Source organism: Nostoc sp. PCC 7524, from assembly GCF_000316645.1.
GTDB lineage: Bacteria > Cyanobacteriota > Cyanobacteriia > Cyanobacteriales > Nostocaceae > Trichormus.
The window spans coordinates 5,582,865-5,597,624 of record NC_019684.1 but is presented as its reverse complement, the minus strand read 5'-3'; the positions used below and the strand labels follow the sequence as shown (position 1 = coordinate 5,597,624).

Here is a 14,760-nt window from a genome sequence, read left to right as displayed (position 1 = left end):
ATTTAAACATTAATAAACTTAGGGGTTGCGGCAATTAAATATTTATATAAGTTTAATATTGAGAATAATGTATCAACAAATAGACATCGATATTTTATTGAATTCGAGGCTTATTATTTATTAATAATAAAGATTTTCATTTACTGGCAAATATGGTTATCTCTCAATATTTTTTGTATAAAAACATATTTTTTAGTCCCAAAAATTAATCGCTGAATAACAAAATTGGTAGATAAAATTAAAGTAAGATAATGTTCAAAGTACCAACAAGTTTATTGGCAGAATAGCCGGGAGTTATTTCATGGCCGTACTCACAGGAGTGACCTTTGGAGGCAAAACTTGGACACCTAAGTTTGCTCAATCAATTGACAAAGACAAATGTATCGGATGTGGCAGATGTATTAAAGTATGTGGTCATCCTGTACTGGATCTAAAAGCACTTAATGAAGAAGGTGAATTTGTAGATGATGAAGATGATGATGAAATCGAGCGCAAAGTTATGGTAGTTGCCCATCCAGAAAACTGCGTAGGTTGTGAAGCTTGTGCGCGGATTTGTCCTAAGAATTGCTACACTCACGCTGCATTGGAAAATTAAGCCTTGAATCTTCATCAGAGAACACTGTTAGCAGTAAAAAATATACTCAGCAAGGTAAATAGAGGGGAATATTTAGATATTTACCGTAGCTTAAAAGTTCACGGTAAACAAATGTGTAAATCACTAATTGTTAATTATTAACAAACTCATACTTGCTGTTAAAACTAATGGTGTTCTCAATGATGCTACAAGCTTTTATAAGGCAAAAACCTCCTTGTTAAAGATGGAAAATCTATTGTTAAGTTTTGGGGGACAGATATGAAGATATCTGGAAAAAATCCCCCAATTTTTATGGCAGTAAGTTAAAACGTTAATAAGTGAAATCCAAAAACTATCCTGTGAAAATGTAAAAGCCGATAGGTATATATCAATCGCGCAGGATTTACTAGGATCTGGGAGCTAGTGATGAGGGAATAAGTAATAGGTAATATTAATTACTTATAACCAATAGCCAAAGCCTAGTACCCAATACCTATAACTAAAAAATTAGGTAGTATGTATGCAACAAATTCCTGTTTCACTATGGACTCTGATTGCTGGAATAGTAATTGGAGGAGTCAGTCTTTGGATGGGTCAACATCACACATTATTGCCAGTTGCAGCGTCACAACAAGCACCTTTGGTAGACGGCTTTTTTAATATTATGTTTACCATTGCGATCGCACTGTTTTTAGTAGTGCAAGGCACGATTTTGATTTTTTTGATCAAATATCGTCGTCGTCGCGGTGACAACACTGATGGTGTAGCCATAGAAGGGAATGTTCCCCTAGAAATCTTCTGGACAGCAATTCCATCATTGATTGTGATTTGCCTGGGGATTTACAGTGTGGATGTCTATAACCAAATGGGAGGTTTAGAGCCAGGGAGCCATCCCCATGCTACATCCCATGTGGCTCATGCTTCTGGAACAGCCATTGCTGCTACCCTAGACAATACTTCAACAACTCAAACTGCTCCCAGCATTGGCATCGGTACAGCTCCTAATCATCCAGCTAAAACGGCCGATTTGGTAGTGAATGTCACTGGTATGCAGTTTGCTTGGCTATTTGACTATCCCCATCAGGGCGTTTCTGCGGGTGAGTTACACGTTCCTGTTGGTGCGGCTGTGCAACTTAATCTTGCCGCACAGGATGTGATTCACTCATTTTGGGTTCCCCAATTCCGCATCAAGCAAGACGCAATTCCTGGTATACCCACTCAACTGAGTTTTGTGGCCACTAAACCAGGTACATATCCCGTAGTTTGTGCCGAACTTTGCGGTGGTTATCACGGTTCAATGCGGACACAGGTGATTGTACATACACCAGAAGAGTTTGATAGCTGGTTAACAGAAAATCAAGTTGCTCAACAGCAGAATCTCCAAACAGCTATTGCAATTAATCCATCTGAGTTATCAGCATCAGAGTTTCTCGCACCCCATAGCCACAACTTGGGCATTAATACAGCTACCTTGGCACAAATTCACAAGTAAAGTTCAGTTGTCAATTTTTGCCTACTGACAACTGAAAAAATCGTCACAAAAACGCTTATGACAGAACTAGAATTTCCACGGCACACACCACCAGATACAAATCCATCTCAAAATGTGGTGCTTGGCCAAACCTTACATTCTCAAGCTTGGAAATGGCAAGACTATTTCAAGTTTAACGTAGACCATAAGGTTATCGGCATCCAATATTTAGTGACTGCCTTTGTGTTCTATCTGATTGGTGGGTTGATGGCGATCGCTATCCGCACCGAGTTAGCTACACCAGAAGCAGACTTTATTGATCCGAATCTGTATAACGCTTTCATGACTAACCACGGGACAATCATGATTTTCCTGTGGATTGTTCCCAGCGCGATTGGGGGATTTGGTAATTATCTCATTCCCTTGATGATTGGGGCGAGGGATATGGCGTTTCCGAAATTGAACGCGATCGCCTTTTGGTTAAACCCACCAGCCGGATTACTCCTAGCCGCCAGTTTCATTTTTGGTGGTTCCCAATCTGGTTGGACAGCATACCCACCTCTGAGTTTAGTTACAGCACCCATTGCCCAAAGTCTCTGGATTTTGGCGATTGTGTTGGTAGGGACTTCTTCTATTTTGGGTTCGGTGAACTTCGTCGTCACCATCTTGATGATGAAAGTCCCCAGCATGAAATGGGATCAATTACCTCTATTTTGCTGGGCGATCTTAGCCACCTCTGTACTAGCACTACTTTCTACACCTGTGTTAGCTGCGGGTTTAGTATTGTTACTGTTTGATCTCAACTTTGGGACTTCCTTCTTTAAACCAGACGCAGGCGGTAACGTCGTTATTTACCAACACTTGTTCTGGTTTTACTCTCACCCGGCAGTATATTTGATGATTCTGCCGATTTTTGGCATTATGTCCGAAGTCATTCCCGTTCATGCCCGCAAGCCGATTTTTGGATATAAGGCGATCGCTTATTCAAGTGTGGCTATCTGCGTTGTCGGTTTGTTTGTCTGGGTACACCATATGTTTACCAGTGGTACACCAGGCTGGATGCGGATGTTCTTCACCATCTCGACTTTGATTGTGGCTGTGCCTACCGGTGTGAAGATTTTCGGCTGGGTGGCTACTCTCTGGGGTGGTAAGATTCGCTTTACCAGTGCCATGTTGTTTGCGATCGGCTTGTTGTCGATGTTTGTCATGGGCGGTTTAAGCGGCGTGACAATGGGGACAGCCCCTTTTGATGTTCACGTCCACGATACATATTATGTAGTGGCACACTTCCACTATGTGCTGTTTGGTGGTTCTGTGTTTGGGATCTACGCAGGTATCTATCACTGGTTTCCCAAGATGACAGGACGGAAGTTGAATGAGTTTTGGGGACGTGTGCATTTTCTCCTCACCTTGATTGGGACTAATTTGACTTTCTTACCGATGCACAAGTTGGGTTTGCAAGGAATGCCTCGCCGAGTGGCGATGTATGATCCTCAGTTTGTGGATTTGAACCAGCTTTGTACTATTGGGGCGTTTATTTTGGGGTTATCGGTGATTCCTTTTGCAATCAATGTGCTTGTCAGTTGGAGCAAAGGAGAATTAGCCGGTGATAATCCTTGGCAAGCTTTGAGTTTGGAATGGACTACAAGCTCGCCTCCTTTGGTGGAAAATTGGGAGGTTTTGCCAGTGGTGACTCATGGGCCTTATGAGTATGGTCATTCTTCGGAAGTAAGTTCATCAACCTAACCCCCCAACCCCCTTCCCTACTAGGGAAGGGGGAGTAAGAATATTTCCCCTCTCCTACAAGGAGAGGGGTTAGGGGAGAGGTCAAAAGAAATTCATTAAGAGGTATATATGACTGTTGTAACGGCACATGAGGATCATGAGGCGCATCCTGATCTGCGGGTTTGGGGATTGTTGACTTTTCTGATTTCTGAGTCTTTGATGTTTGGTGGCTTTTTTGCTACTTATTTGTTCTTTCGGGGGACTACAGATGTCTGGCCTCCAGAGGGAACTGAGGTAGAGTTATTTGTGCCGGCGATTAATACCGCAATTTTGGTGTCTAGTAGTTTCGTCATCCACTTCGGGGATATGGCGATTAAGCAGAATTGTGTTTGGGGAATGCGGTTTTGGTATTTCTTAACCGCTATTATGGGAGCAGCATTTTTGGCTGGTCAGGTTTATGAGTACCAGAATTTGGGGTATGGTCTGACTACCAATGTGTTCGCTAACTGCTTCTATATCATGACTGGATTCCACGGTTTGCACGTCTTTGTGGGACTGTTGTTGATTTTGGGAGTGTTGTGGCGATCGCGTCGTTCCGGTCACTATTCTGCTACTAAACACACTGGCATCGAAATGGCAGAAATTTACTGGCACTTCGTAGACATAATTTGGATTGTTCTCTTCACTTTGGTTTACATTCTCACACGGTATTAGAGGGAGTAGGGAGTAGGGAGTAGGGAGTGGAGAGCAGAGGGGGCAGAGGAGCAGGGGAGGCAGGGGAGGCAGGGGGAGAGAAATACCCAGTCCCCAGTCCCCACTCCCCACTCCCCAAAATAAGATTATGCACACTGACACCAACAAATTTTCCTGGTTTCAAGTTCCAGAAGACATCAAAAAGTTATTAATTTTAGCTGCACAACATTGGGAAAATACTTCAGAATCAGAAAAATACATTCAAACAGCTTTAGCTAAAACTGGGGGAAATACTGATGTTTTAGTAGCAGCCTATAGGTTCTTTTACTATAAAAATAATTATTCTTTGGCATTGCAAACAACTTGCCAATTATTAGATAAAATTAAGGAATCAGAGAAATTTCCTGATGAGTGGGATCAACTCAAACCCATACTAATTAATCGACGGGAAGAATCTCAAATCAGGTTGTATTTGAATGCTTATGCCGCTACTGGATTGGTATTAGCAAAGTTAGGGGAAATCGAGCGTGCTAAAGAAATCAGTCTGCGAGTCAAAGAAATTGACGAAAAGAATGATTTCGGAGCGGGAATCCTATTGGATGTGTTAACACGTCCACCAGAAGAAGATGATTGATTAGTTCACTATTAACAGTCACTAACTACCCATCAATAGCCATGAATATTTTCCCATTCTTTAACGCATCTTCCTACAACGCTCTCTCTACATCTTCTCCTAGTAATAATGACCTGTTTCCTTCTACTGTTGTAGCTCCCACTTTCCCTAGACAGGAACTCCCTAAAGTTTCTGCGCCTGTATTTGTCTTCCCCCAAGTCTCTCAACAAAGATTTTAAATATTATGCAAGGTAGGGATTGGCTCCTGACGGGAGACGGTCAATATCAAGTGTGTAAATCGGCAAGAAGTTGGAATTTATTACAAGAGAATTATCGTCTATATCGGTTTCTGACTGAAATAGAAGATGTTCTCAATGGGGTAGATGATGAATCAATTCGTCTACCAGAAATCCGAATGCTTGTTAGACGCTTGATTGTAAATTCTTACTGGGTGCGAAGTCAGTATTTAGAGCCTTCTTCCACAACAGGAACCTCTGTTCTACTGTTATATGATGAGTTGGGTTTTCCGTTAACCGTGCAAACAGTTACATTTGCACCAGGAACCATATCTACTATTCATAATCATGGAACATGGGGAGTAGTGGCGGTCTTAAAAGGTCAAGAAAAAAATACTGTTTGGCGACGTACCCAACACCTAGATTTACCCGACAAAATTGAACCCACGGGAGAAATTCTTCTATCACCAGGAGATATTATTAGCTTCACTCCCGATGCAATTCATCATGTGGAAGCAGTAGGTGATGAACCAACTGTAACTTTTAATGTCTACGGCGAAACTGATCCCAAACAAAGGTTTGAGTTTGATTTAGTCAGTCATACTGCCAAAAAATTTTAAGGGAGTGGGGAGTAGCCAGGTAATAGTTATTATTTCTTCTCCCCAATCCCTAATCCCCAACTACAAGGAGAAAATGCGATGGCTAGAGTAATTTTCTATGAAAAACCTGGTTGTAAAGGTGGTGTTCGCCAAAAGGTTTTACTAACTGCGGCTGGACATGAAGTTGTCGCTTATAACCTTCTAACTGAACCTTGGACAATGGAACGTCTGCGGTCATTTTTTGGCGATCGCCCTGTAGCTGAATGGTTTAATCGCTCTGCCACTAAGATTAAATCTGGTGAAATCGTCCCCGAAAATTTAGACGAACAAACCGCTTTATTGTTAATGCTACAAGAACCGCTATTGATTCGTCGTCCTTTAATCCAAGTAGGCGATCGCCGTGAGGTTGGTTTTGATGTCGCACAATTAGATGCTTGGATTGGCTTGAAGCCTGTAGATGAATCCTTCCGCGCCATGAGTGAAAACCTCATGAGTCAAGATTTACAAGGCTGCGCCCACGGACACGGACACAGTCATGATCATCACCATGATCATCAAGGTAATTGCAACCATCACAGTCAGCAAGAACACCATCGCCAAGGTTGTAATCATTAGATATAGCAGGGGACAGGGGACAGGTGACAGGTAACAGAGTTGAAAGTCCATTAATGTCCTAACCGCCTTGTCTATTGCTATATCTCCAAAAAAGAATATAGAGACGTTCCATGGAACGTCTCTACAAGGTTTCTGGAAAACGCATATTTAATTTCTGGAGATGTCTATCCCTAATCAATAGTCAAACCCTGAAACATAGGTGTACTCAAATAACGTTCTCCGAAGGAAGGCTGAATCATCACGATTAATTTACCGGCGTTCTCTGGACGTTTACCTACCTGAATAGCTGCACACAAAGCCGCACCGGAGGAAATCCCAGAGAGTAAGCCTTCTTCTTTGGCTAACCGCCGTCCGTAACTCATGGCTTGATCATCACTGACTCTGATGACTTCATCAATCAATTCTAAGCGGAGGACATCGGGGACAAAGCCAGCGCCAATACCTTGAATTTTATGAGAACCGGCTTCACCACCAGAGAGAACGGGACTGTTGCTCGGTTCAACTGCGATCGCTTGAAAACTGGGTTTACGTTGTTTAATCACTTGTGCAATCCCGGTGATCGTTCCGCCAGTTCCTACCCCTGCAATTACCATATCTACCTCACCATCTGTATCTGTCCAGATTTCTTCGGCGGTAGTTTCTCGGTGAATTTTTGGGTTAGCTGGATTGCGAAACTGTTGCAGCAGATAAGCGTTAGGCGTGTTAGTGGCAATTTCTTCAGCTTTGCGAATTGCCCCCCGCATTCCTTCCGTACCTGGCGTTAATTCTAAAGTTGCACCGTAGGCTTTGAGCATTGCCCGTCTTTCTTGACTCATGGTTTCTGGCATAGTCAAAATTAAACGGTAGCCACGAGCTGCTGCTACCATCGCCAAACCAATACCTGTATTACCAGAAGTTGGTTCTACTAAAATAGTCTTTCCTGGCTGAATTACACCCTCTGTTTCGGCGGCAAGAATCATACTTAACCCAATTCTGTCTTTTACAGAAGCAGCCGGATTCATGCTTTCTAATTTGACAACTATCCTCGCAACTACTCCTTCAGATTGAGGAATTTTATTTAGTTGCACTAAAGGAGTTTTTCCAATAATTTCTGTTACATCCTTAGCAATTTTCATTATTTTACTCCTAAAGTTATTTAGTGATAACAATCAGCTTATAGCAATTAACTTAAATGTATTCAATTTACCAGTAACTGTTAGTGACAGTATTAGCCATCTACTCTCACTAAAACACAAAAATTATAGGCAAAAAATCACTTTAATGACATTTATGCAATATTTTTCCTCTCAAGTCACTTTTTAGTAACTTCAGAAACATTTTAAAAGAACTATCGTCAATAAACGGAGAATTTTATAAATGAATTTAAATCATATTCAGATTTTTTAACTTAATTTAAGCATTGCATTTTAATTAGGGAAAGCCGAACTTGATTAACTTAGATTTAATTGTTTTTTCTGGCTTTGTTGTGTATACTCGCCAATAAATATATTTTGTGTGAGTACAAATTTTTTAGGTAAATAACTCAAGCGAAATTGCCTGGAGTTAACAGCATAGTTAGGTTTGAGATTGAGTTGATCAACACTAGAACCCTGTCCAGTTAATGCTAGTACCCCACTCCAAAAATACTAGCACCCTGCCCCCAAATAATTTTTGTAATTCATGCCCCATAAGGCTTTGAGGTTTTGAGTACAAAATTAATAAATTTAATAATCTTAATCTGACTCAGCTAAACTATGGACAAGATGAGCGACTGATATAAAACATATAGGATTTACGCAGAGATTCCCCTCTACCCCCCGAAATTCAATGGGTAAAACCAAAGAACAAGGGGGGACTTCTTAATCATTAAACAGTTATTAGTGGACAGTAATTATTAAAGAATAAATTTTGATAACTCAACGATTTTCCAAAAATGAATTACTAGCTGTTAGATGTATAAATTTTCTGTATCATTAGCATCTTTATTATTTAGATTATAGCTCAATTTATCGAATATTCAATTCTGGGATTATTACGATATTTAACTTTTGGGGTGCTGATTATCTAGCGAGGAGAGCAAAGATGAAATCTAAACTTCTAAATGTTCTCACAGTTTGTTTAGTTGCTTATGCAGTTGTGTCTCCAGGGCTAGTAGTATTCAGATTAGTTTGGGAAAAACACACAGAGTTCGTTAAGACACAGAAATCAACCCATGAAGTCAATAAACTTAACTTAAAAGATGCTTCATTATCTATTCCTAAGATAAGTGAAAATTCTTCTCAAGCTCTCGTTGAGAAGAAATTACCTAATCGAAAATTTGTCAATCAAATGCTGACTAATGTTGAACATTACAAAGTTTTGATTATCCTTCAGTGGTTTATTATATTAATTCCTGTTTTTATCGGATTAGGAATTATTATTTATGACCGATATCTGATGTATCGCGCCGGAATTTTACAAGAACAAATTGAAATGCTAGAAAGACTTTGGCAGCAAGGTATCGAACAATAAATATCAGAATTCAGAACTTTAGTCTGGAATTTTGATACTTGACTAACAAAAAATCTGATCCATTATCATTCAAAAAAGTAAACTCCTATGCCAGAAATCCAACAAGAACGCCAAAGTTTATACTTCAATTTAATTGATGAACTATTACAATGCCCTAATGGTCAAGAACCAGAACTCTTAGAAGCCAATAAAGAATTAATCGATGCTAACTTTGTGGAAATCATTGTACAAATAGCAACTGCATTTGCCCATCAAGGTAATCAAGATGGAGCAAAATTTTTATTTTTTATTGCTCGTGAGTTAGCAAAACAGTTAGGGTTATATCCTGATTTACAAAAAGCTGAAAGTAACAATTCTGAAGTTGCAAATAAGGAGTGAAAATGCTACTGACTGCAACTGATGCTGGACAAATAGCATTAGAGTTTCTCTTAGCAGATTGGAATATATCAGAAGCTTATCGAGATTGGTTTACTATTTTTAATGCTCGGCTAATAGGTGAGAGTTGGTACATTGTTGAACTAGGTGTAGCCGGATTTCCAGATAAGTGGTTTATTCAAGTCTATGATACAGGCGCTTGTGACCCGAATTATACTTTTAGTTCTCCCATTAGGGGTTCTGATGGTTTTATAGATTTGAATAATCTGCCAGAAATGATCGCTGAAGTTTTAGTTGCAGAACGAAAATCTAGATAGAATAATTGCTTTAAATTTATTTAGCTAATCTGAGGTTTACTCATTATTGAGTAAACCTCATTTGTTTGGTATATCTTAATAATATATTAGGAATAAAACAATGATTTTGTTATCATTATATGACAAATATATGTTATATTAATTAGAGTGATGGACGCTACAAAAATATCAATTGCAATGATTGCGGAAGATATATTAGCTAAGGAATTCACAAGAGTCGTCAGTCAATACTATCCAAAAGTTGGGGAATTATTGGACGGGTGTCATGTGAAAGTCATCACCTGTTTTTGGGGACGACCTGCTAGACGCTTGCAATACATAGGTATTTATTGTTCTGATGAAATGCTGCCTCTTGTGCAAGCTCACAAAGAAACACTGCGAGAATTAGCAGAAAATATGGGATTAGTACAAGTCGTTTGTATGAATGCCAAGCGATTATTGCGAGATCCCTTGTCAAAGCTAAAGGACAACGATCCACGTCTTTGGTTGGAGTTGCATATGGTAACAAATTAAAGAGATCACATCTAGGTAGACATCCAACGCCAACGCAAGCAAGTTAAAGATGAAAACTGGACTGTTCTGCAATTACGAAAATCATCATCAAGATGCCCGGCGTGGGATTTTTGAACAAGTAGCCCTAGTCAGACAGGCGGCAAGCTTAGGCTTTGAAGAAGCTTGGATCAGTGAGCATCATTTTAATGAAACCAATATCAGATCCTCGATATTGGTATTAATGGCTCATTTAGCGGGTGTCACATCAACTATCCGACTAGGAACGGCGGCAGTGTTATTGCCATTCCATAACCCCATTCGGGTGGCGGAAGACATTGCCACGTTAGATAAATCTAGGGACATTAGCCCTCAAACCTGCATCCTTGACTCTGGAAAAGAATCAGGAGAGTTTGCGGTGCTACAACCAAGAGGTTAGAAATTATGTCTAAACTTAACCTGCTTCCTCCCGATGATCTACCTCCTAGCGAGGTGACAAAGGAGGATGGAATGCTGCATTTGGAACTAGAGCAATCTATTGGCAGATGCTTCTACTTAGCTTGCGATCGCATTACCCAAGCACTATTATCTAATTGCCAGTGGTACTTCACCAAAAAAGACACTCTCTTAATGCTGATCATTGACTGCCCTGATATAGTATCTTATTGGCATATAGTGAGCAATATTCCCCAATTAGGCAACCGCCTAGAAAGATTTACAACTAATGCTAAAATCCGCGTTTATCCCCCTTTTGGTAAAGGTGGGCCATTGGAAATTAGCGTTAATGAAATCTCGGCTTATCGAGATTGGCTCTAAATTCAAATTTCTCAACGATAGGATCTAAAACTTAACCCTTCCCGACTATGGGTAGGGTTAAATTTTAATTACAAAACAGAATTAGACGCGATCGCGCTTATCAATAATTTCTACTACGTCCTCGTCAGGTGTTGTTCCAGAGTAGACATCTGTATCTCGTCTGACAACTGTTGTATCTCGCTCAACACCCGTGGGAGCCGCTTCAGTGCGATAACCGCGAGTATCAGAAATGTCATTTACTTTCCAATCACGAATACCCCGGTTTCTGAAAATAGCAGATGCGCGATCAATTTCAGCTGCCGTGCCTTCTAAGATTACCAAGTATTCACCTTGAGAAACGCGATCGCTGTAATGTCTGGCTTCTTCTTCAGGAATACCTAAACCAGTCAAAGCCCCGACAATTCCACCTGCGGCTGCACCAATCCCAGCACCAGCCAAGGTAGTAGCAACTGTACCTGCTGCGAGAAAAGGCCCTACACCTGGAATTAACAAAGCTTCCAAACCTACGAGTAAACCACCAATACCCCCCAAGACAGTACCTGTGGTTGCACCAATCCCCGCACCTTCTTGAGCCTCTGTCTCGCCACGATCTTCTACACGCGTTCCAGCTATTTGCTCATTACGTTCTGTATCTTTCGCCAAAATAGAAACCCGATCCATTGGGAAACCAGAATTTTTCAGTTCGTGTAGTGCTTGTTCAGCCTCTTGGCGGTTTCTAAAGGTTCCGATGCCACGTTTATAGTGAGTAGATACCATTTTTCCTCCTGAAATAATTACTAATGTGTTCCACTAATTTTGTTAGTCATACCTAGTCAAGTTTGGCTCTTAACATCGATATATTCATCAATCTATGGGTTTAGCTAACACTCCATCAGAAGAAAGGCATAATATCAGCCAATTTTGCCTAAAGATTCTAATCAATGGATATTGTGTTACCTTGGTATTACCTACAAGGCAAAACATTTAGTATTGAGAGGAAAACGTTATCGCAGTCCAAAAGCAACTAATTAACTCCCAAATCAAGTCACCTCAAGTCTTCTTGATTGACCATGAAAATAACAATCGTGGTCTTATCAATACCAATGAGGCTCTACAGATAGCAGAAAGTTTAGACCTTGACCTAGTTGTGGTTTCTCAAAATCAAGAGATTCCAGTAGCGAAAATTATCAACTTTGGCAAGCTGCAATATCAAAAGAAAAAGCGTCAAGGACATAGTGCTAGGCCAACAGTCAAAGAAGTGCGATTCCGTCCGAATGTCGGCTTGGCTGATTATAATTTACGCATTCAGCAAGCGATACAGTGGTTGAGTAAAGGCGATTCTGTCAAATTTGCTGTTCGTCTACGGGGTAGGGAACACCAACATCGTGATCATGCTGGAGAATTGTTAGACCGCATTGTCAATGATCTTAGTCAAGTAGGTAAAGTCCAGTCGTTTGACAAACGTGCATTGGTTGTTCAAGTCATTCCTGGTTAAATAAAGTTTTCAGGGATCTTGCAAAAGATCCCTCAATCATATACAGGTACGGGTAGGAATCTAGATCATTAAAACCCGTACTTTTTAGCACCTAGGCAAAACCAAAACATCAATTATTCCAAATTGATGGTTAGTTAGTAGGGTGCGTCAGTATGAAGAATTCCTTAGTACAGCTAGGTTTTCTCGCACTGACGCACCCTACATTTTGGATGTGTTTTATTTGGAAGACCCCTTTAGATATTTACTTTTAAAATTGGTGTTGTTTTCGGTTCAAATATTGATACTGTTGGGAATCCGAGAGGGTAAGAGATAGGGATAGTCAACACCAGTATTAATGAGACGTTTTTGATTACGCGCTTTGATTTTGTTCTCAATTTCCACTAAATCGTTTTGAAACTGGTTAAGAATCTGCCGATCGCCTCTATTGGTAAATTGAATTAACTCAGAACTACCCAGCTTACCCCAATAAATCCCACTCAAAGCAAAGGTTAACCGCATTTGCAAAATTTCTCTATCGGCTGGGGGTAAAAATTCTGATAAATTAACTGGTGTATCTGGTCGGCTGTAGTTAGCTAAAGGTGCATTAGGTACATAACCAAGATAATCAAACTGGCTGTAGTTAATAGCTGCGTGTTGGGGACCACAAGTAAAAATCACAATTGTGGCAATATCTATGAGTTGTTGCAGACTGGTGATTTTAGTAAACCCAGGTACACGGGAATGTGAAGGTAATTCTGGCAATTCTAATCCAGCCGCGATCGCCCATTCTTGAGGGAACCACGCCGGAATCTGGGGAAACTCAGATTTAGAACGGGTATTTAAGGGTGCGCCCAGTTCATCAGCCCAAGCTTGCAAATAGGTGTCTTTGATTACGGCTTTATCGTCAGGATAATACCGTTGTAAATAAAGACTGGTGTACTTAGCGATCGCTTCCCATAACAGCAGACTATCATCACGGTATGGGTATTCGGGAAGAAACTTAGTATCGATTCCCCGGTGTTCGATGTCGTTGGGTAGAGCGTAATCCCAAAATGTTTTTTGACGGTAAGCTTGATTAATTATATTGACTGATGTCGGAATAGTTGGGGCTGTAAGTTTATTAATCGCCGCACCTTCTTCCAGTAAGATGACATTAGCTCGGTCATTAACAGCAATTAAAAACTGAAAATGAGGACTAAGTAACTGGGAAACCGGGTGATTAGTGGGTAATTGTCTAGCAGCAGCGATCGCCAATGCTTCCATTGCTAGATGGGTGTAGCACAAGTGAGAAACTAACTCATGATGGGTGACATCAGCTGTCTGGACATAGAGTTTTGCCCTTGTCCAATCATCAGCAGCCGTTCCCATGAGTGCAGAGGTGATGACTCTACCTTTTTCCACCTCAATCAGTATTGGTTCTAACCCCGTTTCCGTGTGATGAAATAAAGCTACTGGACTACCTACATACTTTCCTGGTTGTAAATCGGTAACTTTTAGGTCTTTAAATAAAGGATAATCAGCAATAAATAAACGGTTGGCGGTGGCTGACTCAATGAGGTCTAGATTACAGGGTATATTTGCCCAGGTTTGGAGTAATGCTTGATCAGCCGACTTGACTCGCCGTAGGATCATCGGATTTGCCCCGGCTAATCTTTGCCGTGCAAATTCGCGATCGCTTAAACCGCCATCCCGTTGATGAATGATGCTAGCTACTGGACGGGTGGGGATGTAAGGTGATGCGTTTTTGCTAGATTTAGCACTTTTTTCTAAAGATTGGAAAAATAGCGATCGCTTCTGCTCAATATTATTTTTAGTATCGGCGGCTTTTTGTGCGGTAGTGAGTCGCTGGATCATTTCCCGCCGTTCCCGCACATAGCTAGCATTAAACTGTTCATTAGGCGGCAAATGAAAATTAAACCATCCCGATTGAAAAATTTCTAAATCTACCAGTTGAGTAGAGATACCTAGCCAAACCTCATCCAAGGAGGCGATCGTACTCTTCACCTGTTTTAGTACCAGACTCCAAGGTTCAGACAGTTTTCCTTGATTGATAGCATCTGCTTGCAGTTTAGCTAAGATATAACGCAGCGCCCCATCTTCACCAGCGTAGGGAAAAATCCGCGCCGGTCCCTTCTGATTTAGCCCAAGGGGATTGTAACGATAGTGACCTTGTTGTTCTGTTGTATTTCCAGGAGAAACCATAGTTTATTCCTATGTGTAAGAGTGAGTATAGAGAGCAGAGAATATAGCAAGACTTATGCAAAAGTATTTTTATAGATTTAGGGTATAAAATC

At 40.7% G+C, this 14,760-nt stretch carries 17 protein-coding genes and 1 pseudogene; 15 read left to right on the top strand and 3 right to left on the bottom strand.

Translation table 11 applies throughout. The features are described 5' to 3' along the window. Positions 1-301 precede the first annotated feature (301 nt). The 8 genes from fdxB to NOS7524_RS22705 all read left to right on the top strand — a co-directional run bounded on the left by fdxB (position 302) and on the right by NOS7524_RS22705 (position 6,526). On the top strand, positions 302-595 hold the full coding sequence (gene fdxB, locus NOS7524_RS22735) for a ferredoxin III, nif-specific (RefSeq protein WP_015140824.1): 294 nt from the start codon (positions 302-304) through the stop codon (positions 593-595). Positions 596-1,094: 499 nt separating this feature from the next. Further along, a complete protein-coding gene (locus NOS7524_RS22730; RefSeq protein ID WP_015140823.1) occupies positions 1,095-2,066 on the top strand; it encodes a cytochrome c oxidase subunit II in 972 nt (323 codons plus the stop codon). 57 nt (positions 2,067-2,123) lie between these two features. Next, positions 2,124-3,791 (top strand): cytochrome c oxidase subunit I, encoded by a 1,668-nt coding sequence (ctaD, locus tag NOS7524_RS22725; RefSeq protein WP_015140822.1) that lies wholly within the window; start codon positions 2,124-2,126, stop codon positions 3,789-3,791. 108 nt (positions 3,792-3,899) lie between these two features. Beyond that, a complete protein-coding gene (locus NOS7524_RS22720; protein ID WP_015140821.1) occupies positions 3,900-4,484 on the top strand; it encodes a cytochrome c oxidase subunit 3 in 585 nt (194 codons plus the stop codon). Between the two features lie 127 nt (positions 4,485-4,611). Beyond that, positions 4,612-5,097 carry a hypothetical protein gene (locus tag NOS7524_RS22715; RefSeq protein ID WP_015140820.1) on the top strand — a complete coding sequence of 162 codons (486 nt, stop codon included), beginning with the start codon at positions 4,612-4,614 and terminating at the stop codon, positions 5,095-5,097. Between the two features lie 41 nt (positions 5,098-5,138). Next, positions 5,139-5,315 (top strand): hypothetical protein, encoded by a 177-nt coding sequence (locus NOS7524_RS30255; RefSeq protein ID WP_015140819.1) that lies wholly within the window; start codon positions 5,139-5,141, stop codon positions 5,313-5,315. A gap of 5 nt (positions 5,316-5,320) precedes the next feature. Next, a complete protein-coding gene (locus NOS7524_RS22710) occupies positions 5,321-5,932 on the top strand; it encodes a hypothetical protein (RefSeq protein WP_015140818.1) in 612 nt (203 codons plus the stop codon). Positions 5,933-6,010: 78 nt separating this feature from the next. Next, a complete protein-coding gene (locus tag NOS7524_RS22705; RefSeq protein WP_015140817.1) occupies positions 6,011-6,526 on the top strand; it encodes an ArsC/Spx/MgsR family protein in 516 nt (171 codons plus the stop codon). A 170-nt stretch (positions 6,527-6,696) separates the two neighbouring features. On the opposite strand, the gene cysK is transcribed toward NOS7524_RS22705, so the two are convergent. Next, positions 6,697-7,641: a cysteine synthase A gene (gene cysK / locus NOS7524_RS22700; RefSeq protein WP_015140816.1), complete on the bottom strand. Its 945-nt coding sequence runs from the start codon at positions 7,639-7,641 to the stop codon at positions 6,697-6,699. A 946-nt stretch (positions 7,642-8,587) separates the two neighbouring features. Between cysK and NOS7524_RS22695 the strand changes: the two genes are divergently transcribed. From NOS7524_RS22695 to NOS7524_RS22670, 6 genes and pseudogenes are all read left to right on the top strand, one after another. Further along, a complete protein-coding gene (locus tag NOS7524_RS22695) occupies positions 8,588-9,016 on the top strand; it encodes a hypothetical protein (protein ID WP_015140815.1) in 429 nt (142 codons plus the stop codon). Positions 9,017-9,103: 87 nt separating this feature from the next. Then, positions 9,104-9,394, top strand: a complete 291-nt coding sequence (locus NOS7524_RS22690) for a hypothetical protein (protein ID WP_015140814.1) — start codon at positions 9,104-9,106, stop codon at positions 9,392-9,394. A gap of 2 nt (positions 9,395-9,396) precedes the next feature. Then, positions 9,397-9,708, top strand: a complete 312-nt coding sequence (locus NOS7524_RS22685; protein WP_015140813.1) for a hypothetical protein — start codon at positions 9,397-9,399, stop codon at positions 9,706-9,708. A 150-nt stretch (positions 9,709-9,858) separates the two neighbouring features. After that, entirely contained in the window at positions 9,859-10,221 is a 363-nt protein-coding gene (locus NOS7524_RS22680) for a hypothetical protein (RefSeq protein WP_015140812.1), read from the top strand. A gap of 49 nt (positions 10,222-10,270) precedes the next feature. Next, positions 10,271-10,549 (top strand): annotated as a pseudogene (locus NOS7524_RS22675) (LLM class flavin-dependent oxidoreductase); the annotation flags it as partial. A 92-nt stretch (positions 10,550-10,641) separates the two neighbouring features. Continuing rightward, positions 10,642-11,013, top strand: coding sequence for a hypothetical protein (locus NOS7524_RS22670; protein ID WP_015140810.1), 372 nt, complete (start codon positions 10,642-10,644; stop codon positions 11,011-11,013). 81 nt (positions 11,014-11,094) lie between these two features. Here the strand turns inward: NOS7524_RS22670 and NOS7524_RS22665 are convergent, their stop codons facing one another. Then, complete coding sequence (locus NOS7524_RS22665) at positions 11,095-11,769, bottom strand: general stress protein (RefSeq protein ID WP_015140809.1); 675 nt, start codon at positions 11,767-11,769, stop codon at positions 11,095-11,097. 229 nt (positions 11,770-11,998) lie between these two features. On the opposite strand from NOS7524_RS22665, the gene infC reads away from it, so the two are divergent. Continuing rightward, positions 11,999-12,487: a translation initiation factor IF-3 gene (gene infC / locus NOS7524_RS22660; protein WP_083882629.1), complete on the top strand. Its 489-nt coding sequence runs from the start codon at positions 11,999-12,001 to the stop codon at positions 12,485-12,487. 270 nt (positions 12,488-12,757) lie between these two features. On the opposite strand, the gene NOS7524_RS22655 is transcribed toward infC, so the two are convergent. Beyond that, a complete protein-coding gene (locus tag NOS7524_RS22655; protein ID WP_015140807.1) occupies positions 12,758-14,668 on the bottom strand; it encodes a lipoxygenase family protein in 1,911 nt (636 codons plus the stop codon). Between the last annotated feature and the right edge of the window lie 92 nt (positions 14,669-14,760).